A 21,739-nucleotide genomic window follows, 5' to 3' on the forward strand; every position below is an offset into this window, starting at 1 on the left:
CGATCAGGCTCCGAGACCGGCCGGGAGCGGGGCGGAGCCCAGCGCCAGGCGCACGAGGAAGAAGACGCCGGCGACGGCCAGCGCAAGACAGAGGACGCCGATCAGGCCCAGGAGGGCGGTGCGGCTCGACGGCTTGTGGATGTAGTCGTCGACGACGACCTTCAGGCCCATCCACATGTGCCAGATGCTGATCAGCAGGGTGATGGCGAGGACGACGGCGTTGACCGGCGAACGGAACCACTCGGTCGCGCCGGCGTAGCCCGAACCCGACACGGTCCAGGCGCTCCAGAAGCCCCACAGGGCCAGCGGGATGAGAATGAGGGAGGTGGCGCGTTCGGCCTTCCACTCGCCGGCGCCGTGGCGCTCGGACACCTTCACATTGCGGATGAAGCGGGCGTTGCTCACAGGACCACCTTTCCGCTCAGGAACAGGGCGGCCCAGAAGCCGACGGTGATGACGACGGCGGCGACCATGCTGATCACCGTCAGCTGGTCGGCGGGCTTGATCGCCAGGCCTTCGCCGGCGTCCCAGACCAGGTGCCGGATGCCGGCGGTCAGGTGATAGGCGGCGGCCAGGGTGACGCCGAACCAGATCAGCAGGCCGAGCGGCGAGCCCATGCAGCCGGTGTAGGCGGCGTAAGCGTCCGGCCCACAGGCGGCGGCGACCATCCAGCCGACCACGAACAGCAGGCCGAAGGACAGGCCGATGGCCGCGCCACGGTTCAGGATCGAGCCCCACATGGTGACGTGGAAGCGCCAGATCTGCAGGTGAGGCGACAGGGGCCGGATGCGGCCATTGGGCTGACGCACGAAGCGACCGGTCTGATCGGTCGTCGGATCGTTGGAGGCGTCGCCCGGCGGAGGGGTGCTCGACATATGCGAATGGTTCTCAAAAACCGAGCGAAATCAGTCGCCCGAAATCGGTGATCAGGCTTTAGTCAGCGGGGGGGCGGGGGTCAACGAAGCGCGGACCGATACCGCCACGCCGATCACGAATTCGCGGGTCGCCCGTTCGCCGCTTTGCCAGAACCGCGTGATCGCGGCAGAGTGCGCCCATGTCGGGGTACATCGTGGCCATATTGGCGGGCGTGCTGGTTCAGCAGGCCGCGCCCCATCCATCGACGCTGGAGACCTATTCGGCTCCGGCGATCCGGCCGTTCGAGCCGGCCTCGGACTTCGGCCAGGAAGTCGCCCAGGGCGATGCGGCGCCGAACCCGAACCGCGAGCCGCTGGCCGAGCCGGTGCGGGTCGACGCCTACGCCCGCTCCTATGAGTACGCCCCGACCGACGCCGAGACGGCTTATGACCAGGGCGTGGCCTCGGCCGAGGTGCGCACCGACCAGACGGCCGGGCCGCTGGACGGGGCCTGGCGCATCGCCGACGGCGAGGGCCGGACCCTCTATGAGGTGGTGCTGTTGGACGCCGGGGGCGCGATCGCCGAGGGCGGCTGGCGTCGGACCAGCGCTGAGGGCGGGGCCACGGCCAGCGCCGGAACGCTGACGCTGGAGGGCGTGGGGACCATCACGCTGACGCCTTCGGGCAAGGGCTGGACCGGGCGGCTGACCGCCGACGGCCGGACGACGGCGGTGACGCTCACCCGTCCCGACTGAGCCGGATCCGCGACACCGCGGCCTGCAGGGCCGAAGCCCCGTAGGGAACCGCGCCGCCGCGCCCCCAGATCGGATCAGGCCACAGTTCGTCGTCGTGGCGACGGCCGACCACATGCACATGCAGCTGGGCCGTGACATTGCCGAGGGCCGCCACGTTGAGCTTTTGCACCGGTCGACCGGCGGCGACGGCCAGGGCGCGCACCGCCTCGCCGGCGCGCACGATCTCCTCCATCAGCTCGGCCCGTTCCGCGGGCGTCAGGTCCTCGATCTCATGGAGCCCCGGCCGGCGGGGAATGAGGATCAGCCACGGGAAGCGGGCGTCGTCCTGCAGTCGCACCTGGCACAGGGGCCAGTCGCAGACCACGACGGAACCGGCGTCAAAGGCGAGATCGGCCTGGAAGGCTGCGTTCATGCCCAATGGGTTACGCGGTCAGGCTTAGGCGTCAACCTGTACCAAGGGCATAGACCACGCAGGCGCGGTCGCTGAGCTCGCGCAGCGGCGGCTGGAGGGCCAGGCGGGCGGCCTCGATCTGCGCCTCGGTGGGCGCCGCGCCGCCCGGCGGCGGGGGCGGCGGCGGCGGCGGCGGGGCCGGAGCGAAGGCGCGGGCGCCCGTCACCACGACATCGGTCGGCATCTCTTCGCCGCCGTAAGCGGGCCAGCCGGCCAGGACGTCGGTCTCGCAGGCGCGGCCGGAGGGGTCGATGACCTTGACCCCGCCCAGCGAGGCCCCTGCGTTGGAGGCGGCGGCGCGAGCGCGGTTGGCGGCGTCCTTGACCGCCTCACCCTGCAGCCAGGTGTTCAGCGCATTGTCCGGCTCGAGGTTGAACCAGACCTGGCCGATCGAGGTCGGCTGGGAGGCGACGACGGTGGCGTAGACCCGCTCGAGCAGGCGCACATCTCGGACGGTGACGGTGATGGTGGCGTCGGCCTGGTAGCGCTCGATCTGGTCGGCGCGGGCGTTCTCGCGGACGACGCCCTGTTCGTCCCGGTACTGGTCATAGAGCGGGCGGGTGGAGACGGTGGTCTCGACGCGGACGACCTCGGGGCCGTAGGCGGCCAGGGCCTGGCTGAGGGCGCGGACGCGCTCCGCGGCCTTGCGCGAGGCCTCCGCGGCGCTGCGTTCGACCGCCTGATAGGAGCCGCTGAAGCCGGCGCGGTTGGCCGGAACCTGGGTGCGGACGTGGCCGACCGAGGCGATGACCGGTTCGCGCATCCACCACGGCGCGGGGACGTAGCGCTCGCCGATGGTGGCGGGCGGAGTCTGGGCGAGGGCCGGCGCCGGCCAAAGCGCGGCGGGGGCGGCGGCGATCAGCAGCGAGGTGACGACGATACGCATGGCGGGCTCCTTGTTCGCCTGCACGCTGGCCGATCGCATGGACCGCGAGAAGCCTCCAGGGCCCAATCGTCAGGAGCCGTCAGCCCTATGAGCTCCATAAGTATTATCTATGGAGAAAAGCAGTTTCCAATCATTGACTTTGTGCACCGCAACGGCCATTTCGCGGCTGCGGCGCCGGACGACGGCGCTCCAAGCTTCCTTTTTCCAGAACTGCCAGGAGAACAGCCATATGCTGGGCGTCGGTCAAAAACTGCCGGAATTCAAAATCATCGGCGTGAAGCCGGGCTTCAACAGCCACGAAGAAGGCGGCGTTTCGGCGTTCGAGGCCGTCACCAACGAGAGCTTCGAAGGCAAGTGGAAGGTGATCTTCTTCTACCCGAAGGACTTCACCTTCGTGTGCCCGACCGAGATCGCCGAATTCGCCAAGCTCGGTAAGGACTTCGCCGACCGCGACACCGTTGTCCTCGGCGGCTCGACCGACAACGAATTCGTCAAGCTGGCCTGGCGCCGTGACCACGCCGACCTGAACGCCCTGCCGATCTGGCAGTTCGCCGACAACGGCGGCAAGTTCGCCCGCGACCTGGGCGTCCTGAACGAAGAAGAGGGCGTCGCCCTGCGCGCCACCTTCGTGGTCGACCCGCACAACGTCGTGCAGCACGTCTACGTCACCAACCTGAACGTGGGCCGCGCCCCGGCCGACACCCTGCGCGTCGTCGACGCCCTGCAGACCGACGAGCTGTGCGCCTGCAACCGCCCGGTGGGCGGCGAGACGCTCGCTGCTTAAGTTGAAGTGACGAGTGGCGAGTGACGAGTGGCGAGGTTCGCCGCGCGTTGCTCGCCACCACTCGCCACTAACCACTCGTCACTCGCCACTGCGGAGCCTCCCCATGTCCATCGACGCCCTGCGCGACCTCATTCCGGCCTACGCCAAGGACATCTCCCTGAACCTTGGCTCGCTGGCCTCGGAGACGGTGCTGAACGACCAGCAGAAGTGGGGCTGCTTCCTGGCCTCGGCTCACGCCATCGGCGTCGGCCCGGTCGTGAAGGCGATCGAGGCCCAGGCCGCGACCATCCTGTCGCCCGAGGCGATGAACGCGGCCAAGTCGGCCGCCGCCATCATGGGCATGAACAACATCTACTACCGGTCGCTGCACCTGATGAAGAACCAGGAGTACACGACCATTCCGGCGCGCCTCCGCATGAACGTGATTGCCAATCCGGGGGTCGAGAAGATGGACTTCGAGCTGTGGTCGACCGCGGTCTCGGGCATCAACGGCTGCGGCGCCTGCCTGGACGCCCACGAGGGCGAGCTGCGCAAGCACGGCGTGCCCGCGACCCAGATCCAGGCCGCCCTGCGCATCGGCGCCGTCGTCCACGCCGCCAGCCGCATCGTGGCCTCGGAAACGGCGCTGGCGAACTGATCGACTGAGCATCGAGGGGCGGCCCGCTCGCCCCTCGCTCCTTCACGGCGCAGGCGTCGCCAAGACCGCGCGGCTACCCCAGCGGTAGCCCGGCTCGAACGGCGCGCCAGGGATCTCAAGGGGGTAGATCCCGCTCCCATAGGCGCAAGGGACGGTGGACCCGTTCTGATAGGCGGCCACGCGCAGGCGACCGGCCAAGTCAGCGGTCAGCCGCCCAGGCACGTCCGCCGCGTTCAGGACCGGTCCAAGGGTCTCGCCGACCAGGTCAAAGGTTCCCGCGTAGACGACCTCGCCCGGCGCCACGTCGAAGGCCGCCGAGCCGAGGCAGTGGTTCACCCAGCCCGTCCCGCTGATCCGCCAGCGCCCCGCGGGGACTTCAAAGGCCTGCCAAGCGCCCTCTCGATTGCCGCTGATGAAGAAAACGGCATTGCCGCCCGTTTCCGGCGTCCGGGCAAAGCTCATGTGTCGCCCCACCGCTCGCACGATGATGATGGCGTTCCCCGCCGCCGGCGCCCCGATCCGGTCGAGGGCTACGCCGCGCTTGCCGGTCAACGGAGCGCCCGCCGCCTCGTCGTAGGTGCGCAACTGGAGCGGAAAATTCTTCAGTCCGAACGACCGGACGCTGAGCTGATGTCGGCTGGGCGCGCGCGGCCGGGACGGGGTGTGATAACGCGCCGGATGGGCCGCCTGATTATCCCACTGCCTGGCCATAAGCCCGGGCGGCGTCGCCGCGCCGACCATGGGCGCGAAGCGGGTCGTGAACTCTTCGTCGGACAGTCGCGACAGCGCGCGACCCTCCTCCTCGGGCAGCTGGAACACGCGCCAACCCTTGGCGATCATGCAGTTCTCGGCCGCTGAGGCCCCGATGGCCTGAAGCACGCCGCCCCAGATCACTGCAAACGCCAGCCCCTGCGAGGGAGCCGAGCCGTTGGGCCGGATATTGGTGGCGACGAAGCAATCCCGATACGCCTCGTCGTGCTCGTCGAGACTCGCGCCGGGCCGGTTGTAGAAGGCGTAGCCCTGAACGGGTTCGCTGATCATTAGGCGCGTGTCCCGCGACTGGGCTGACGCATCAAACGCCGCGGCTGCGAGCATCAGCCCCAACAGGCCGGTCTTCCAGGTCATCCGACTTCCCCCTACCGGCGGTGACAAACGACGCTTCCGCCGCCGCCAAGCTTGACGTTATCGCTCGCCGTTGACTAGCCCGGGCCGACCGGCGCGGCCCAGTCCGTCCCCTTCAGGGCGGCGGCGTAGGTGCGGCTGACCGGCGCCGCCGATCCGTCTGACAGGATCAGCTCCCCCCGGCCGGCCTTCCAGCTGGCCGTCTGGACGGCGGTGCGCGCCACCCACCAGGAGCGGTGCGTCTGGAAGCCGTCGGCGGCGCCCAGCGCCTCTAGAGCATCGCCGAAGCGCATCAGGACCAGCTCCGATCCCGCCTCGGTGCGGATCCGCAGGTAGTGGTCCTCGGCCTCGACGGCGACGAGCCGGGCCCGGGCCAGCCGTGGGGCGAGCTTGGCCCGGATGGCCGGCGGGGCGACCTCCGGCGAGGGCTGTGCTTCGGCGCGCGGGCGCAGAGCCGAGCGGGTCAGCCAGGCCAGGCCGACCACCGCGACATTGATCGTCAGCACGCTGGGCATGGTCAGAAGGACCCGCTCGAAGCCGAAGCTCTGGCCGAACAGGATGGCCGGGATCAGCGCCACCCAGAGCGAGATCGGCGGAGTCATGGCGACGATCTGGGCGAGGGCGAACAGGCGCGGGCGTCCGGGGACAAGCCGCGCCACCCAGGGCTCGATCAGGGCGCCGATGGCGCCCCCGCCGACCAGGGCGAACTGCCAGTAAAGATGACGCGGGAGGGTCGGGACCTCCTCGGTGTTGAAGGCCGCGATGGCCGCCAGGAAGGCGCCGAACAGCGACAAGCCGACCAGCTCGACCACGCCGGTGCGCCCCAGCTTCAGACGGGCCAGGCCGCGCTTCACGCCTTCGATCGTCACGCCCCGCTCCGTTGGCGAAGCGGTCGAACCCGTTCGCGAAATCAAGGCTGACACGCCCGGCGCAACCGTTTCAAGCGGCAGTCCTGTTTCGAAGGAGCGGACGGATGAAGCGAGCGGCGGCGACGATGGTGTTTGGCCTCATGGCCCTGATGTGTCTGGGCGTGGCGTTGTTCAGCGCCCGGTATCTGCTGCCGACCCCCATCATGGTCGAGGGAATGCGTTTTCATCTGGACGCGCGGCCTCTGGTCTTTCTGACCCATGTGGCGGGCGGGGTGACGGCGCTGGCGCTCGGGATCTTCCAGCCGGTCACCCGCCGCGGCCCGCGCCGCGTGTGGCACCGCTGGGCCGGGCGGGTCTATGTGCTCGCCTGCCTCGTTGGGGCGGTCGCGGGCCTGGGGCTGGCGCTGACCAGCACGGCGGGGCCGATGGCGCACTGGGGCTTCGGCCTGCTGGCGATCGCCTGGTTCACGACCACCGTCCTGGGCTGGCGCAAGGCGGTGGCCGGCGAGTTCGGCCAGCACCGCCGCTGGATGATCCGCAGCCTGTCGCTGACCTTTGCGGCCGTGACCCTGAGGATCATGCTGCCGCTGATCCCGCTGACCGGTCTGGACTTCGTCGAGGGCTACCGGTGGGTCGCCTTCCTGTGCTGGGTCCCCAACCTGCTGGTCGCCGAGCTGTGGATTCGGTTGAGTGGCTGGCCGGAGGCGTCCCCGATGGCGCTTCAGACGTCGCCGCGCTCCAGGTAGCGCAGCCAGCGCTGGAAGCCGGCGCCCATGACGCCGTCGACCCCGTCGGCCATGGCCCCGAGGCCCGGGCCTTCGACCACCATCTCCCAGGTCGGGGTCCAGCCGGCGTTGGCCGGCGGCCAGGTGACGGTCAGGACGGCCTTGGTCGCCTTGCCCTTGAGCGGTCCGAAGGGGGCGTCGAAGACGATGCGGTCGGGCGCGATCGAGACGACCCTGCCATGCTCGAACTGCGTGCCATCGGCCAGTTTCTCGCACCAGCAACCGCCGGGCGTCAGGTCGACGGTGATGTTGGCGGCGTCGCCGCTGTAGGTGTGGTCGCTGTCCCACCAGCGGCCGACGTCGACGAGGGCGCCGGGGATGTCGCTCGGATCGATCTCGGCGCCGACCTCATAGCGCAGGGTGAAGCTGTCGGCGGTGCGCGCGACGACCTCGGCGGCGGCGGTCGAGGCCGAAGCCAACACGGCCAGGGCGGCGAGCGCGCCCCACACGGATTTCATCATGGTCGATCCTCCCGCCGCCATCGGGCGACGGAAGCCGCCGCAGGTCAAGTCAGCCCGCGAAAGCCGGGGCAAGGGCGACCAGCTTCTTGGGGGCCTGGGCGCGGTAGCTCTCGTCGATCCAGGCGCGGAACATCGCCATCGGGTCGGCGACGTCGTCGGGCCAGGAGGCCGTGACCCAGCCGCTCTTGCCCAGGCCGTAGCCGGTCGGCTGCACAAAGCTCATCTCGCGCGCCTCGGGGCCGGTGAAGGGCAGTTTGCAGGAAAGGCTGAACGGCTCGCCGGCGGCGCTGACGTAGGCGAACGTCTTGTCCTTCACCGCCAGGTCCGCGTGCCCCGGCCAGGGGCTCTTCAGATGGGCTTCCGGATAGGTCAGGCCGAAGGCCCGCAGCTGGTCAGCGGCGTCGGCGGGGGCGCTCATCGACGTCAGGCGGGCTGGAAGGTCAGGGGCGCGCCCCAGAACTGTCCGACCAGTTCGGACTGCGGGCCCGGCTTGCCGGAGGTCAGGAAGTCGCGCCGGCCGGAGCCGCCGAGCAGATACTCCGGGTGGCGCTGGAAATAGCGGTCCAGGGCGTCGGCGACGGCGCTGGGCTGGTGGATCACCGGCGTGCCCTCCGGCAGGGCGGCGGCGAACAGGTCGGCGACGATCTCATAGTGGGTGCAGCCCAGGATGGCCTTGTCCGGGTGGCGGCCGATGCGCCGGCGCAGGGCGTCGACATGCTCGTCGACCACCACCTTCAGCTCGTCGGTCGTGGCGCCGAGCTCGATCAGGCCGGCCAGGCCGGGGCAGGCTTCGGAGAAGACGGCCAGGTCCTCGCGACGCTTGTCGATCTCGATCTCATAGACCCGGCTCATCGCCGTTGCGGCGGTGCAGAAGACGCCGGTGATCTCGATCGCCTCCTTCTTCTCGCCCTCCTCGCGGGCCCGCTCGGCCTCATAGGTCCAGGGCAGGCCGGTGGCCGCCTCAATGGTCGGAACGATGATGCCCAGCACGTTGATCGGCCGGCCGTGGCGGGCGCGGGCCTCGGGCACCCAGGTCTGCTGCAGGCGACGCAGGGCGATGGCCGAAGCGGTGTTGCAGGCCAGGACGATGACATTGGCCCCGGCCTCGAACAGGCGTTCGCAGCCGGCGCGGGTCAGATCGACGATCTCCTCGCCGCCGCGGCCGCCGTAGGGGGCGTTGGCCTGGTCGGCCAGATAGACGAAGTCCCGCTCGGGGAACCGCCGAGTGAGTTCGCGGTGGACCGTCAGTCCGCCCACGCCGGAGTCGAAAACGCCAATCGCCATGGCGGCGTGTTAGCGGGGCGGCTCCTCGCCGTCCATGTCCAAGATTACGGGCCTGTCATGTGACAGCGGGGCCGTAGAGGGCCTAGGTATCGGGGAACGATCTGAACCCCCGGAGTTTGTCCATGCATCGTCGCCAGTTCTTCATCGCAGGAGGCAGCCTCGTGGCCCTCTCGGCTTGCGCCACCAACGGCGCCGACATGGGATCGGGCGGGGGTTCGGGCTCCGGCTCGACGGCGCCGTCGAGCCTGGCCGAAGACGCCCGCATCGCGCGCGCCGTCCTGCCGGTGCAGACCCCGCGCGCCGAACTGCTGCAGCCGTGGACCGGCCCGTACGAGGGCGTGCCCCCGTGGGACAAGGTGACCGCGCCCAAGCTGCGTGAAGCCCTGCTGGAAGGCATCGAGCTGCAGCGCGCCGAGATCGCCGCCATCGCCGACAATCCCGAGCCGCCGACCTTCGCCAACACCATCGTCGCCATGCAGATGGCCGGCGAGCCGCTGGACCGCGCCAGCAACCTGTACGGCGTGATGACCCAGAACATCGGGTCGGACGACTACAACGCCGTCGACACCGAGCTGTCGCCCCTGCTGTCGGCCGCCGGCGACGAGATCACCTTCAATGAGAAGCTGTTCGCCCGCATCAAGGCGGTGGCCGACGGCGCCGAGGCCGCAGGCCTGAACGCCGAGCAGACCCGTCTGGCCGTGCGCAACCGCGACGCCTTCATCCGCAGCGGCGCCGCCCTGGACGCCGGCAAGAAGGCCGAGCTGGGTCGCATCAACACCGCCCTGTCGAACGCCTTCACCAGCTTCAGCCAGAAGGTGGTGGCCGACGAGAACACCTTCACCCACATCCCGAACGAAGCGGGCGTGCGCGGCCTCCCGGCCTCCAACAAGGCCGCCGCCGCCGCTGCGGCGCGGGCCCGCAACGTGCCGGGCTACGCCATCGTCAACACCCGCTCGAGCGTCGACCCCTATCTGTCCTTCGCCGACGATCGGGCCCTGCGCGAGCAGGTCTGGAACAAGTTCGTCAACCGCGGCGACAACAAGGACGCCAACGACACCAACGCCATCATCGCCGAGATCGTGAAGCTGCGCATGCAGCGCGCCAAGCTGCTCGGCTACAACAACCATGCCGAACTGCGCATGCAGGACACCATGGCCAAGACGCCGGCGGCGGCCTTCGAGCTGATGAACCGGGTGTGGGCGCCGGCCAAGGCCCGCGTCGCCGAGGAGGTCGCCGACATGCGCGCGATCGCCGGCTTCGACATCGAGCCGTGGGACTACCTGTACTATGCCGAGAAGGTCCGGAAGCAGAAGTACGACCTCGATCAGAACGAGCTGAAGCCCTATTTCGAGCTCAGCAACGTCCGCGCCGGCTCGTTCGAGATGGCCCGCCGTCTGTACGGGTTCACGTTCGAGAAGCTGGCTCCGGGCACGGTGCCGGTCTTCCATCCGGACGTGACGGTCTATGAGGTCAAGGACGGCGGCCGTCCGATCGGCCTGTACTACGCCGACGACTACGCCCGTCCGGGCAAGCGCTCGGGCGCCTGGATGACCTCGTACCGCGGCTACTCGACCTATGACGGGGTCAAGAACACCCTGGCCTCGAACAACAACAACTTCATCAAGGCCGAGGGCGACGAGCCGATCCTGATCTCGCTGGACGACGCCGCGACCCTGTTCCACGAGTTCGGCCACGCCCTGCACTATCTGTCGTACAAGATCACCTACCCGGGCCTGGGCAACACGCCGCGCGACTACGTCGAATATCCGTCGCAGGTGCACGAGCACTGGGTGCTGACGCGTCCGATCCTCGACGGCTACATGAAGCACGTCGAAACCGGCCAGCCGATGCCGCAGTCGCTGGTCGACAAGATCGACGCCTCGGGCACCTTCAACCAGGGCTATGACACGGTCAGCTATCTGTCGTCGGCCCTGGTCGACATGGACCTGCACACCCAGGCGACACCGCCGACCGACATCGACGCCTTCGAGAAGGCGAGCCTGGCGCGCTACGGCATGCCCAAGGAGATCGTGATGCGGCACCGCCTGCCGCAGTTCAATCACCTGTTCACGTCGGACAGCTACTCGGCCGGGTACTATTCGTACATGTGGTCGGAAGTCATGGACGCCGACACCTGGGCCTATTTCGAAGAGTCGGGCGACGTGTTCAATCCGGACATCGCCAGCCGCTACAAGGCCATCATCCTGGCCGAGGGCAACAGTTCGGACCGCGGCGAAGCCTATCGCCGCTTCCGCGGCCGCAACCCGGACGTCGCGGCCCTGCTCAAGGTGCGCGGCTTCCCGACCTCCTAAGGTCGAGCGCTACGCAGACGGACGAGGCCCGGCGGGAGGGAATTCCGCCGGGCCTTTTCGCGTCGATCAGATCTCCAACGCCGCCTTGCCCCGGGCGTAGTCGGCCTGGGCGTTGCGGGGGAGTTCATCGACCGCGACATTGCGCGTGGCCTCGCGACAGTAGGCGCGATCACTGATCAGGCTGCCCGGCCGCCGGGAATGGCGGCACAGCCGCTCGGCGGCGGCGTCGACGCGGGCGTCAAACGTGGCGGCGCCACGTCCGGTGCCGAGGTCGAGGTCGCCGTAACGGATCCGCGCCTCCTGGGCGGAGGCGGAGCCGGCGGCGGCAAGCAGAAGGGCAGCGCCGGCCAGGGAGTAAAGCACCTTCATGTCGATCTCCTGAGCGTTCGTCGCTCTTGTCGGCGACGCTCAAGTGGTGCGCGCGGCGTGTTTCAGCGCCGTGTGTCGACGGCGCCGAAATTAAGACGAAGATTATTTCGCGGACATCTTTGGCCTCTAGACCAAAGACTTACCCACTATTGCGTAGACCGGCTGCAACGCCGTTCAAAGCCAGCAGAATACCGGCGCGGACGCGGGGGTCGTCGTCGCCGGCGCGGCGGCGGCGGATCAGTTCGATCTGCACATGGTTGAGCGGCTCGACGTAGGGCATGCGCAGCCGGATCAACCGGTCGAGCTCGGGCTGGCCGCCGAGCAGGGCGTCCTGGCCGGTGATGGCCAGCACCGCCGCTTCAGTGCGATCCCACTCCGTACGGATGTCTGCGTAGATGCGCTCGGCCAGCGCCTGATCCGGGACCAGGGAGGCGTAGCGGCGGGCGATGGTCATGTCGGCCTTGGCCATGACCATCTCCATGTTCTGCAGCAGGGTGCGGAAGAAGGGCCAGTCGCGGTGCATGGCCCTGAGCTCGTCGGGGTCGACGCCCTCGACCGCCGAACCGAAGCCGAACCAGCCCGGCAGCATGACCCGGCTCTGGCTCCAGCTGAACACCCACGGGATGGCGCGCAGGTCTTCGATGGCGGTGGAGGACGAGCGGGAGGCGGGGCGCGAGCCGATCTTCAGGTCGGCGATCTCGGCGATCGGGGTGGCCGCGCGGAAATAGTCGACGAAGCCGTCTGTCTCATAGACCAGGGCCCGATAGGCCGACATCGAGGCCTGCGACAGGCGGGCCAGGGTCGCGCCGTGGCGGCGGGTCAGCTCCGCGTCCGGCGGCGGGGCCAGCGAGGCCAGCAGAACGCCGCAGGTCAGGGCGTCGAGGTTGCGGCGGGCGACTTCCGGCTCGCCGTATTTGTTGGCGATGACCTCGCCCTGCTCGGTCACCCGGATGCGGCCGGCGACCGTGCCCTGGGGTTGGCCCAGCACGGCGGCGAAGCTGGAGCCGCCGCCGCGGCCGACCGCCCCGCCTCGACCATGGAACAGCTGCAGTCGCAGGCCGGCGGCGTCGGTGACCTCCAGCAGGGCGCGCGAGGCCTCGTGCAGCTCCCAGGTCGAGGTCAGGTAGGAGCCGTCCTTGTTGGAGTCCGAATAGCCGATCATCACCTCCTGCACCCCGCGCGCACGCGCCACGGCGAGGGCCGACGGCTCCTTGAGCAGGCGTTCGAGCGTGGGACGAGCAGCGCGCAGGTCGCCGATGGTCTCGAACAGGGGGGCGGCCTGGATCGGACAGGCGGCCGGATCCTCGGGCCGGTAGAGCCCGACCTCCTTGAGCAGCAGATAGACCTCCAGCAGGTCGGAGGCGGCGTCGGTCTTGGAGACGATGTGGGTGCGGATGGCCTGGGGGCCGAAGCGGGCCAGGGCCTCGGCCGCGGCCTGGAGGATGGCCCGCTCCTTGAGCGTCTCCTCGGCGTAGTCGGCGAAGGGGCTGAACAGCAGCCGCGCCGAGGCCAGCTCAGCGGCCAGCACGGCGAGGCGGCCTTCTTCGTCCAGGGCGGAATAGTCGGGGCAGACGCCGGCCACCTTGAGCAAATCCGCAACGACGCGCTCGTGCACGTCCGAGTTCTGGCGCAGGTCCAGGGTGGCCATGTGGAAGCCGAACACATCGGCGGCGGTGATCAGCCGGGTCAGGCGGTCGTCGGCGAAGACGGCGCCGTGGTTGGCGATCAGGCTGTCACGCAGCACGGCCAGATCGGCGCGAAAGGCCTCCGGCCCGACGTAGGGCTCGGCCGCAAAGGCCGCGGCGCGCGGCGCGGGCTGGCCCGTCAGGATCGGGTGCACCGCGGCCAGCCGGGCGTAGATCTCGCTGAGCGCCCGACGGTAGGGCTCGTCGGCGCGGTGGGGCGAGCGGTCGCCGGACGCCCCGGCCAGGGCGGCCAGCTCAGGCGAGACCGAGCTCATCGAGCCCGACAGGCTGAGCTCGGCTCCAAGGGCGTTCACCTCGTCCAGATAGAAGCGCAGCACCGAGCGGGCGGCGGTGGCGAAGGCGGCCTTCAGGGCGGCGGCGTCGACGTTCGGATTGCCGTCGCGGTCGCCGCCGACCCAGGTGCCCAGGCGGATGAAGGGCGGCAGGTCCGGGGCGTCGAGCCGCTTGCGCCAGTCGGCCAGCTGGGCCGGGGCGACGTGCAGGAAAACGCGTTCGAGGAAGGAGACGACGGTGTCGATCTCGTCCTGGACCACCAGCCCGGCCTGGCGCACCAGCCGGGTCGACCACAGGATGGTCGCCTGACGGCGCAGCCCGGCGTGCAGCACGTCCGGGCGGCAGAAGTCGTCGTCGTGGTCGCAGGCGTCGAGCAGGTCCGAGACCGAGGCGATGCGGTCGATGACGCTCTTGCGCCGGACCTCGGACGGGTGGGCGGTCAATACCGGCGAGACCAGGGCCCCGGCCAGCAGGTCTCGCGCCTCGCCCGCCGAACGCCCCGCCTCCGCCAGGCGCTGCAGGGCGCCCTCGGGGGTGTCGGGGCGGGCCCCGGCTGCGGACTGCTCGCGCGCCCGGCGCTTGCCGGCCCGGTCCTCGGCGACATTGGCCAGCAGGGAGAAGACGGCGAAGCCGTGGGCCAGGCCGACGGCGTCGTCGAGCGACAGGTCGGCCAGCAGGGCCTCGAGCCGGGCGGCGTCGCCCGCGGCGTCGCGGTGATAGGCGACCGAGGCCTGCCGCACCGCTTCGATGCGGTCGTAGAGCGCCTGGCCGCCCTCGGCGCGGATGACCTCGCCGAGCAGGCCGCCCAGCAGTCGGACCTCGTCGCGCAAACGGTCGTCGGCGGCCTGGATCATGGAGCGGCGTCCCTCTGGGGCGGCTGGGGAGAGAAGAGGCGACCTCCAGGCCGAGCGAGTCAACCGCGCGAACGGCGCTTTGCGGCCCAGCTTTGCTGCATTGCGTACAAATTGTGTTGCGGCGCAGCAAATCCGTGCGCCTACTGCCGGGGTCGGGGACCTCGCCATGGAGAACGCCATGTCCAAGAGTCCGATCTACAACGAAGTCACCGCGGCCAACGCCGCCTACGCCGAAAGCTTCGACAAGGGCGACTTGGCCCTGCCGCCCGCCCGGGGCTTCGCCATCCTCACCTGCATGGACGCCCGGCTCGACCCGGCCAAATACGCCGGCCTGGCCGAGGGCGACGCCCATGTGATCCGCAACGCCGGCGGCCGGGCCAGCGACGACGCCATCCGCTCGCTGGTCATTTCGCACAAGCTGCTGGGCACCAGGGAGTGGTTCGTCATCCATCACACCGACTGCGGCATGGCGCTGTTCGACGGCGACATCATCGCGACCCTGCTGGAGACCAGCCGGGCGACGGCCAGCTACGACGGCAAGGCGTGGAGCAATAACGCCTCCGAGGGCGGCTCGACCGCGGGCCACTACGTCCAGTGGCTGGCCTTCAAGGACCTGTCCAAGAGCGTGGTCGACGACGTGAAGCGGATCCGCGAGCACCCGCTCACCCCCGATGACGTGCCGGTGCACGGCTTCATCTACGACGTGAAGACTGGGCGGCTGCTGCCGGTCGAGGCATGAGGGCTGCGCCGATTCGACAAACGGCCCATTTTCCCTCATAAGCCGCCGCTTCCGACGCAAGTGAACCTCGCGTCTCCACCTGCACGACCCTGGTTTCGACCAGACGAGGCAGGCGAGAACCCCCTGCCGACGTGATCGTCGCCAGGGGCCGTTGTCGTATGGAGCCGTTTCACCCGTCGCAACGAGGTAGTGAATGTTCGAGGCTCTGAACGAGCGGCTGACAGGCGTCTTCGACCGGATCACCGGCCGCGGCGCCCTGTCCGAAAAGGACGTGGCCGAGGCGATGCGCGAAGTGCGCGTGGCCCTGCTCGAGGCCGACGTCGCCCTGCCCGTCGTCAAGGACTTCATCGCCTTCGCCACCGAGCGCGCCACCGGCGAAGAGGTGATCCGCTCGGTCAAGCCGGCCGACCAGGTCATCAAGATCGTCTACGACGGCCTCGTCGAGATGCTGGGCGGCGAAGAGCCGACCCCGATCAACCTGAACGCCACGCCGCCCGCCGTCATCCTGATGGCCGGCCTGCAGGGCTCGGGCAAGACGACGACCTCGGCCAAGCTGGCGCTGCGACTGACCAAGTTCGATCGCAAGAAGGTCATGATGGCCTCGCTCGACACCCGCCGTCCGGCGGCGATGGAGCAGCTGGCCACCCTCGGCAAGCAGATCGAGGTCGCGACCCTGCCGATCGTGGCCGGCGAGAGCCCGGTCCAGATCACCAAGCGCGCGCTGCAGTCGGCCAAGCTGCAGGGCTTCGACGTCCTGATCCTCGACACCGCCGGCCGCATCACCCTGGACGAGGCCCTGATGGCCGAAGTGGCGGAAGTCGCCGCCGTGTCCAAGCCCGTCGAGACCCTGCTGGTCGCCGATAGCCTGACCGGTCAGGACGCCGTCCGCACCGCCAAGGCCTTCCACGAGCGCCTGCCGCTGACCGGCCTGGTGCTGACCCGCGCCGACGGCGACGGCCGCGGCGGCGCCATGCTGTCGATGCGGGCCGTCACCGGCCTGCCGATCAAATACCTGGGCGCCGGCGAGAAGGTCGACGCGCTCGACGTCTTCGACAGCCGTCGCGTCGCCGGCCGCATCCTGGGCCAGGGCGACATCGTCGCGCTGGTCGAGAAGGCCAGCCAGGAGCTGGACGCCTCCAAGGCCGAGGCCATGGCCCGCAAGCTGGCCAAGGGGCAGTTCGACCTGAACGACCTGGCGAACCAGCTGGCCCAGATGAAGAAGATGGGCGGTCTTCAGGGCATCATGGGCATGCTGCCCGGTGTCGCGAAGATGAAGGCCCAGATGGCCGACGCCAACATCGACGACCGCATGATCGCCCGCCAAGAAGCGATCATCAGCTCGATGACCAAGGCCGAGCGCAAGAAGCCCGATCTGCTCAACGCCAGCCGCAAGAAGCGCGTCGCCGCCGGCGCCGGCGTCGAGGTCCAGGACATCAACCGCCTGCTCAAGCAGCACCGGCAGATGGCCGACATGGTCAAGTCGCTGTCGCGCGGCGGGCCGAAGAAGATGCAGCAGATGGCCGCCATGCTCGGCGGCCTCGGCGGCGGCGGCGGCATGGGCGGCGGACCCGACATGGCCCGCCTCAAGGCGATGGGCGGCGGAAAGATGCCCGAGCCGACCGAAGAAGAGATGAAAGCCATCCAGGACCGGCTCGCCGGGCTGGGCGGCGGACAACTGCCGGGAGGGCTTCCGGGCCTTCCGGGCTTCCCCAAGAAGAACTGACTACCTGAAAGAGACTGAAAATGCTGAAGATTCGTCTGGCCCGTGGTGGCGCCAAGAAGCGCCCCTACTACTACATCGTCGTCGCTGACTCGCACGCCCCGCGCGACGGCAAATTCATCGAGCGCGTCGGCACCTACAACCCGATGCTGCCGCGCGACGGCGAGCAGAAGCGCGTCACCCTGAAGACCGACCGGATCTCGGACTGGCTCGCCAAGGGCGCCCAGCCGACCGACCGCGTCGCGCGTTTCCTGAGCCAGGACGAAGCCCTGGCCGGCAAGGTCAAGTGGACCCAGTCCAACAACCCGAACAAGGCCCAGCCGGGCAAGAAGGCGCAAGAGCGCGCCGCCGAGCGCGCCCAGCGCGAAGCCGACCGCGCCGAAGCCGAAGCCGCCGCCAAGGTCGAGGCTGCTGAAGCCGCCGCCCGCGCCAAGGAAGAAGCCGCCGCCGCCGCCGAAGCCGCCAAGAACGCCCCGGCGGTCGAAGAGGCCCCGGCTGCTGAAGAAGCCCCGGCCGCTGAAGCCGCTGCGGAAGAGGCTCCGGCCGAAGCCGCCGCCGAAGAAGCTCCGGCTGCTGAAGAAGAGAAGTCGGAAGGCTAACTTCCATCATCCGATCACCCCGGCGACTGCCGGGGACCAGATGACAGAGAGCAGCACCTGGACCTCCAGGCGCTGCTCTTCTGCTATGGGACTGCAGCATTTGTGATCTGGATCCCGGCCTTCGCCGGGATGAGCGGGATTAAAGATGGCCGACAAAGACAAACTGATCCTCGTCGGCCAGGTGGCCGGCGGCTTCGGGGTCAAGGGCGAGGTGCGGGTGACCGCCTATACGGCCGAGCCGACGGCCCTGCTCGGCTACGGCGTGCTGCTGCGCGCCGACGGCTCGCCGGGCCTGACCCTGACCTCGGGACGGCCCGACAAGAACGGCGTCGTCGGCCGGGCCAAGGAGATCGCCACCAAGGAACAGGCCGACGCCCTGCGCGGGCTGAAGCTGTTCATCCCCCGCGACCGCCTGCCGGAACCGGACGAGGACGAGTTCTACCTCACCGACCTGGTCGGGCTGGAGGCGCGCGAGCCCGCAGGGACCGTGCTCGGCACGGTGAAGTCGGTGCAGAATTTCGGGGCCGGCGACATGCTCGAGATCGCTCCGGCGCTCGGCGGCCCGACCTGGTACCTGCCCTTCACCCGCGACGCCGTGCCGGAGCTGCACCTCGCCGACGGATGGCTGGAGGCGGTGCGGCCGACCGAGGTCGGCGAGCGCGAGCCGGACTGACCGGAGCCGCCGGGCGCGGCGCGCGTTTCCCGGCCATGCCCTCCAGCGTCATCGCCGCCTGGACCTATGACGAGCCGGCCCGCCGCCTGGTCATCACCTTCGTCTCGGGCGACGTCTACGCCTATCTGGAGGTGCCGCCGATGGAGGCCGAAGGCCTCCGGGTCGCGCGGTCCAAGGGCCGCTTCTTCTCGGAACGGATCCGCGATCGCTTCGCTTTCGAGCGGGTGAAGATCGCCCTGCCCTAGACCTGGGCCCTGACCGGAGACCCGCCATGCTCGATCACACCGGGATCGTCGTCACCGACCTGAAGGCTGCGCGCCGCTTCTACGACGCGGTCGCCGAGGCCCTGGGCCTGCAGACCAAGACCCTGCACCCCGAGTTCTTCATCCTCGGCAAGAGCCAGGAGGAGGCCATCCCCTATCTGTGGATCGGGACGCTGATCCCGTCCTACTGGGCCGAGGGCTCGAAGGCCGGGATCAACCAGATGCACGTCGCCTTCCGCGCCGACAGCAAGGCCATGGTGCAGGCCTTCTACGACGCCGCGCTGGAAGCGGGCGGCACGGACAACGGCGCGCCGGGCCCGCGGGAAGGCGCGGACCAGTACTACGGAGCTTTCGTGCTGGATCCCGACGGCAACAACATCGAGGCGGCGTATCGGGGCCCGGACGCGACGGACGGGTGAGGTTTAGCCCTCCTCGTCGCCCGCCAGGCCCATCATGTGGAAGCCGGCGTCGACGTGGATGACTTCGCCCGTGGTCGAGAAGCCGAGGTCCGAGCAGAGCCAAAGGGCGCAGCCGGCGACGCCTTCCATCGAGGTGTCTTCCTTCATCGCCGACATGGCCCGGCCCTGGGCGATCATGCCGCGGCCGCCCGAGATGCCGGCCAGGGACAGGGTGCGCATGGCGCCGGCCGAGATGGCGTTGACGCGGATGCCCTTGGGACCCAGGTCACGGGCGATGTAGCGGGTCGCGGCCTCGAGCCCGGCCTTGGCCACGCCCATGGTGTTGTAGTTCGGGATGGCCCGCTCGGCGCCGAGGTAGGTCATGGTGATCATCGAGCCGCCGTTCGGCATCAGCTTGGCGGCGCGCTTGGCGACGTCGACGAAGCTGAACACCGAGATGTTCATGGCCAGCAGGAAGCTGTCGCGGGTGGTGTTGTCGACGAAGGAACCCTGCAGCTCGTTCTTGTTGGCGAAGGCCACCGAGTGGACGACGAAGTCGATCGTGCCGAAGGTCTTCTCCAGCTCGGCGAAGGCGGCGTCCATCGAGGCGTCGTCGGTGACGTCGGCCTGGATGATGGCCTTGGCGCCGACGCTCTCGGCCAGCGGACGCACGCGGCGCTCCAGGCCCTCGCCGAGGTAGGTGAAGGCCAGTTCGGCGCCCTGGGCGGCCAGCTGCTGGGCGATGCCCCAGGCGATGGAGTTGGCGTTCGCGACCCCCATGACCAGGCCCTTCTTGCCCTTCATGAGTTCGCCCGCGGGCATGTTCCAGCTGCTCTCAGCGGCCATGGGAAGTCTCCTCGTCTTGGGTGGCCTAGCGCTCGCGACGCGGTCGCTCGCTGCTTGAGGCGATTTGCGAGAGGGTTAGCAGGGGCGATGACGCGGGGGAAGGCCGTCAGCTTTGGTGGAGTTGTGCGCTCGGCCTGTCCCGTCCTAGCTTGACCGTAAATGGAGGCGGTCATGGCGACATGGGTCGGACTGGCGGCTGCGCTGGTGCTGCAGACGGCGCCCGAAGCGCAGGATCAGCGGCCCGAGGTCGCTGTAGTGGTGATTACGCTCGATAGCGTCCGTCACGGCCAGATCAAGCACGGGCGAGACGTTCTGGCCGCCCTGGGAGACGAGCGGTTCGGACGCTACCGGCTGATCGATACGACCCTCCCGCTGGACGACTTCCGCTCCTGCGAGGACGACAGCCCGGCGTACGGCCTGGATTTCTGCGCGCGCTATTCCCTGCAGCACGGGCTGACGGCGGACTCGCCACGGCACGTCGTGGTGGCCTTCGACGACCGCAGCCCGGTTGCGGGAGGGTCCCTGTCACGGGGCGGCGAGATGCGCGTGCTGTGCTTTGGGCGCGGCGCGGTGGCCGCTGACGCCAAGGTTCAGGACACCTGGCTGTGGCCCGGCTCAGCCCGGATACACGGGGTCAACGACTGGAACCGTGACCAGGACGCCCTCGCCGCCTGCATCGAGGCCGCCCTGTCTGAAACCCCCGGCGTGCCGAGACCGCGGCCGCTGTGAGGTCGCGCCTTGTCGGCTCAGTCCTTGCGACTGGCCGGGAGGACCGGTTTTGGGTGATGACCGTCCCGGATCGCCGCTGGGCGGCGTCCGGGATGACAGCCGTCAGACCTTCGACAGGATCAGCGTGCCGTTGGTGCCGCCGAAGCCGAAGCTGTTCGACATGACGTGCTTCAGCGGGCCGTCGTGGCGTTTGCGCAGGATCGGCATGCCCTCGAATTCGGGGTCGAGGTTCTCGATGTGGGCGCTCTCGGCGGCGAAGTCGTTGTCCATCATCAGCAGGCAGTAGATCGCCTCCTGGGCCCCGGCGGCGCCGAGCGAATGGCCGGTCAGCGACTTGGTCGAGGAGATCATCGGCAGGTCGTCGCCGAAGACGTTGCGCACCGCGCCCATCTCCTTGCTGTCGCCGACCGGCGTCGAGGTGCCGTGCGGGTTCAGGTAGTCGATCTTCGGATTGCCGGCCATTTCCAGCGCGATCTTCATGCAGCGCTCGGCGCCCTCGCCCGAGGGGGCGACCATGTCGTAGCCGTCCGAATTGGCGCCGTAGCCGGTGACCTCGGCGTAGATCTTGGCGCCGCGGGCCACGGCCCGCTCATACTCTTCCAGCACCACGATGCCGGCGCCGCCGGCGATGACGAAGCCGTCGCGGTCCTTGTCATAGGCGCGGCTGGCCTTGGCCGGGGTCTCGTTGAAGTTGGAGGACATGGCGCCCATGGCGTCGAACATGTTCGACATCGACCAGTCGATGTCCTCGACGCCGCCGGCGAAGACCACGTCCTGCTTGCCCCAGGCGATCTGCTCGGCGGCCGCGCCGATGCAGTGGGCGCTGGTCGCGCAGGCCGAGGAGATCGAATAGTTGATGCCCTTGAGCTCGAACCAGGTGGCGAGCACGGCCGAGGGGCCCGAGGCCATGGCCTTGGGCACGGCGAACGGGCCGATGCGCTTGGGCGAGCCCTTTTCCTTGGTGGTCTCGGCGGCCTGCAGGATGACCTGGGTGGAGGGACCGCCCTCGCCGACGATGAGGCCGATGCGCTCGTCCTTGATCTCGTCCGGCGTCAGGCCGGAGTCCTTCAACGCCTCCTCGAAGGCGATGTGGCCCCAGGCGGTGCCGTTGGCGAGGAAGCGAGCGGCGCGGCGATCGACGTGCGGCGCCCAGTCCTCGGCCGTGTGGCCGAGCGCGGGCGGGGCCCAGACCTGCGAGCGGAAGCCGTAGGCGGCGTGGTCGGCGGCGTGCTGCACGCCGGACTTGGCGTCGCGCAGGGACGCGGTGACCTCTGCGGCCCCGGTGCCGATGGAAGAGACAATGCCCAGACCGGTGACGACGACACGCCGCATGGCAGTTTCCTTCTAAATCAACGCTCAGTCGCCGCGTT

25 protein-coding genes are annotated in these 21,739 nt (G+C 69.3%); 12 read left to right on the forward strand and 13 right to left on the reverse strand.

Translation table 11 applies throughout. The annotated features are described in order from the left end of the window. Positions 1-3: 3 nt before the first annotated feature. Together sdhD and sdhC are read right to left on the reverse strand one after the other, a co-directional pair. On the reverse strand, positions 4-405 hold the full coding sequence (gene sdhD, locus ASC65_RS00115; protein WP_056447799.1) for a succinate dehydrogenase, hydrophobic membrane anchor protein: 402 nt from the start codon (positions 403-405) through the stop codon (positions 4-6). Continuing rightward, complete coding sequence (gene sdhC / locus ASC65_RS00120) at positions 402-875, reverse strand: succinate dehydrogenase, cytochrome b556 subunit (RefSeq protein ID WP_056447801.1); 474 nt, start codon at positions 873-875, stop codon at positions 402-404. Before sdhC ends, sdhD begins: the two co-directional genes overlap by 4 nt. A 179-nt stretch (positions 876-1,054) precedes the next feature. Here sdhC and ASC65_RS00125 point away from each other — a divergent pair, with 179 nt between their 5' ends. Continuing rightward, positions 1,055-1,609, forward strand: a complete 555-nt coding sequence (locus tag ASC65_RS00125; RefSeq protein WP_056447804.1) for a hypothetical protein — start codon at positions 1,055-1,057, stop codon at positions 1,607-1,609. Here the strand turns inward: ASC65_RS00125 and ASC65_RS00130 are convergent. Continuing rightward, a complete protein-coding gene (locus tag ASC65_RS00130; protein WP_056447806.1) occupies positions 1,593-2,021 on the reverse strand; it encodes an HIT domain-containing protein in 429 nt (142 codons plus the stop codon). The two genes, ASC65_RS00125 and ASC65_RS00130, sit on opposite strands and share 17 nt — an antisense overlap. A 31-nt stretch (positions 2,022-2,052) precedes the next feature. Beyond that, positions 2,053-2,946, reverse strand: a complete 894-nt coding sequence (locus ASC65_RS00135) for an SIMPL domain-containing protein (protein WP_056449082.1) — start codon at positions 2,944-2,946, stop codon at positions 2,053-2,055. A gap of 229 nt (positions 2,947-3,175) precedes the next feature. Between ASC65_RS00135 and ASC65_RS00140 the strand changes: the two genes are divergently transcribed. Then, positions 3,176-3,730: a peroxiredoxin gene (locus ASC65_RS00140; RefSeq protein WP_056447809.1), complete on the forward strand. Its 555-nt coding sequence runs from the start codon at positions 3,176-3,178 to the stop codon at positions 3,728-3,730. A 103-nt stretch (positions 3,731-3,833) separates the two neighbouring features. Continuing rightward, a complete protein-coding gene (locus ASC65_RS00145) occupies positions 3,834-4,367 on the forward strand; it encodes a carboxymuconolactone decarboxylase family protein (RefSeq protein WP_056447811.1) in 534 nt (177 codons plus the stop codon). Positions 4,368-4,409: 42 nt separating this feature from the next. On the opposite strand, the gene ASC65_RS00150 is transcribed toward ASC65_RS00145, so the two are convergent. Then, a complete protein-coding gene (locus ASC65_RS00150; protein WP_156459496.1) occupies positions 4,410-5,471 on the reverse strand; it encodes a hypothetical protein in 1,062 nt (353 codons plus the stop codon). A 95-nt stretch (positions 5,472-5,566) separates the two neighbouring features. Beyond that, positions 5,567-6,358, reverse strand: a complete 792-nt coding sequence (locus tag ASC65_RS00155) for a LytTR family DNA-binding domain-containing protein (RefSeq protein WP_056447818.1) — start codon at positions 6,356-6,358, stop codon at positions 5,567-5,569. Positions 6,359-6,462: 104 nt separating this feature from the next. Between ASC65_RS00155 and ASC65_RS00160 the strand changes: the two genes are divergently transcribed. Next, positions 6,463-7,104: a DUF2306 domain-containing protein gene (locus ASC65_RS00160; protein ID WP_056447821.1), complete on the forward strand. Its 642-nt coding sequence runs from the start codon at positions 6,463-6,465 to the stop codon at positions 7,102-7,104. Here ASC65_RS00160 and ASC65_RS00165 read toward each other — a convergent pair. Genes ASC65_RS00165 through ASC65_RS00175 form a run of 3 tightly spaced genes read right to left on the reverse strand, consistent with a single transcriptional unit; the run spans position 7,080 to position 8,888 of the window. Beyond that, the gene (locus ASC65_RS00165; RefSeq protein WP_056447824.1) at positions 7,080-7,604 is read right to left on the reverse strand and encodes a hypothetical protein; all 525 of its coding nucleotides are present in this window, start codon (positions 7,602-7,604) and stop codon (positions 7,080-7,082) included. The two genes, ASC65_RS00160 and ASC65_RS00165, sit on opposite strands and share 25 nt — an antisense overlap. A gap of 49 nt (positions 7,605-7,653) precedes the next feature. Beyond that, a complete protein-coding gene (locus ASC65_RS00170; protein WP_056447827.1) occupies positions 7,654-8,022 on the reverse strand; it encodes an MmcQ/YjbR family DNA-binding protein in 369 nt (122 codons plus the stop codon). A gap of 5 nt (positions 8,023-8,027) precedes the next feature. Next, positions 8,028-8,888 (reverse strand): glutamate racemase, encoded by an 861-nt coding sequence (locus tag ASC65_RS00175; RefSeq protein WP_056447830.1) that lies wholly within the window; start codon positions 8,886-8,888, stop codon positions 8,028-8,030. Positions 8,889-9,010: 122 nt separating this feature from the next. Here ASC65_RS00175 and ASC65_RS00180 point away from each other — a divergent pair, with 122 nt between their 5' ends. Then, positions 9,011-11,200: a M3 family metallopeptidase gene (locus tag ASC65_RS00180; RefSeq protein ID WP_056447837.1), complete on the forward strand. Its 2,190-nt coding sequence runs from the start codon at positions 9,011-9,013 to the stop codon at positions 11,198-11,200. A 66-nt stretch (positions 11,201-11,266) separates the two neighbouring features. Here ASC65_RS00180 and ASC65_RS00185 read toward each other — a convergent pair whose 3' ends face one another. Continuing rightward, positions 11,267-11,569, reverse strand: a complete 303-nt coding sequence (locus ASC65_RS00185; RefSeq protein ID WP_056447839.1) for a UrcA family protein — start codon at positions 11,567-11,569, stop codon at positions 11,267-11,269. 139 nt (positions 11,570-11,708) lie between these two features. Beyond that, on the reverse strand, positions 11,709-14,402 hold the full coding sequence (ppc, locus tag ASC65_RS00190; protein ID WP_056447841.1) for a phosphoenolpyruvate carboxylase: 2,694 nt from the start codon (positions 14,400-14,402) through the stop codon (positions 11,709-11,711). A 178-nt stretch (positions 14,403-14,580) separates the two neighbouring features. On the opposite strand from ppc, the gene ASC65_RS00195 reads away from it, so the two are divergent. The 6 genes from ASC65_RS00195 to ASC65_RS00220 all read left to right on the forward strand — a co-directional run bounded on the left by ASC65_RS00195 (position 14,581) and on the right by ASC65_RS00220 (position 18,815). Beyond that, a complete protein-coding gene (locus ASC65_RS00195) occupies positions 14,581-15,141 on the forward strand; it encodes a beta-class carbonic anhydrase (protein ID WP_056449085.1) in 561 nt (186 codons plus the stop codon). Positions 15,142-15,334: 193 nt separating this feature from the next. Next, positions 15,335-16,864, forward strand: a complete 1,530-nt coding sequence (gene ffh, locus ASC65_RS00200) for a signal recognition particle protein (RefSeq protein WP_056447844.1) — start codon at positions 15,335-15,337, stop codon at positions 16,862-16,864. 20 nt (positions 16,865-16,884) lie between these two features. Further along, positions 16,885-17,460 (forward strand): 30S ribosomal protein S16, encoded by a 576-nt coding sequence (gene rpsP, locus ASC65_RS00205; protein WP_056447847.1) that lies wholly within the window; start codon positions 16,885-16,887, stop codon positions 17,458-17,460. A 145-nt stretch (positions 17,461-17,605) separates the two neighbouring features. Further along, on the forward strand, positions 17,606-18,133 hold the full coding sequence (rimM, locus tag ASC65_RS00210; protein WP_056447850.1) for a ribosome maturation factor RimM: 528 nt from the start codon (positions 17,606-17,608) through the stop codon (positions 18,131-18,133). A gap of 35 nt (positions 18,134-18,168) precedes the next feature. Then, on the forward strand, positions 18,169-18,378 hold the full coding sequence (locus tag ASC65_RS00215) for a KTSC domain-containing protein (RefSeq protein WP_056447853.1): 210 nt from the start codon (positions 18,169-18,171) through the stop codon (positions 18,376-18,378). A gap of 26 nt (positions 18,379-18,404) precedes the next feature. Next, positions 18,405-18,815: a VOC family protein gene (locus tag ASC65_RS00220; protein ID WP_056447856.1), complete on the forward strand. Its 411-nt coding sequence runs from the start codon at positions 18,405-18,407 to the stop codon at positions 18,813-18,815. A 3-nt stretch (positions 18,816-18,818) separates the two neighbouring features. On the opposite strand, the gene ASC65_RS00225 is transcribed toward ASC65_RS00220, so the two are convergent. Beyond that, the gene (locus ASC65_RS00225) at positions 18,819-19,616 is read right to left on the reverse strand and encodes an enoyl-ACP reductase FabI (protein WP_162245654.1); all 798 of its coding nucleotides are present in this window, start codon (positions 19,614-19,616) and stop codon (positions 18,819-18,821) included. A gap of 195 nt (positions 19,617-19,811) precedes the next feature. Here ASC65_RS00225 and ASC65_RS00230 point away from each other — a divergent pair, with 195 nt between their 5' ends. Beyond that, positions 19,812-20,369 carry a hypothetical protein gene (locus ASC65_RS00230; protein ID WP_156459497.1) on the forward strand — a complete coding sequence of 186 codons (558 nt, stop codon included), beginning with the start codon at positions 19,812-19,814 and terminating at the stop codon, positions 20,367-20,369. A 102-nt stretch (positions 20,370-20,471) separates the two neighbouring features. On the opposite strand, the gene fabB is transcribed toward ASC65_RS00230, so the two are convergent. After that, entirely contained in the window at positions 20,472-21,701 is a 1,230-nt protein-coding gene (fabB, locus tag ASC65_RS00235; protein WP_056447864.1) for a beta-ketoacyl-ACP synthase I, read from the reverse strand. Positions 21,702-21,739 lie beyond the last annotated feature (38 nt).

The sequence above is a fragment of the Brevundimonas sp. Root1279 genome (genome assembly GCF_001425945.1).
In the GTDB taxonomy this organism is placed as follows: Bacteria; Pseudomonadota; Alphaproteobacteria; order Caulobacterales; family Caulobacteraceae; genus Brevundimonas.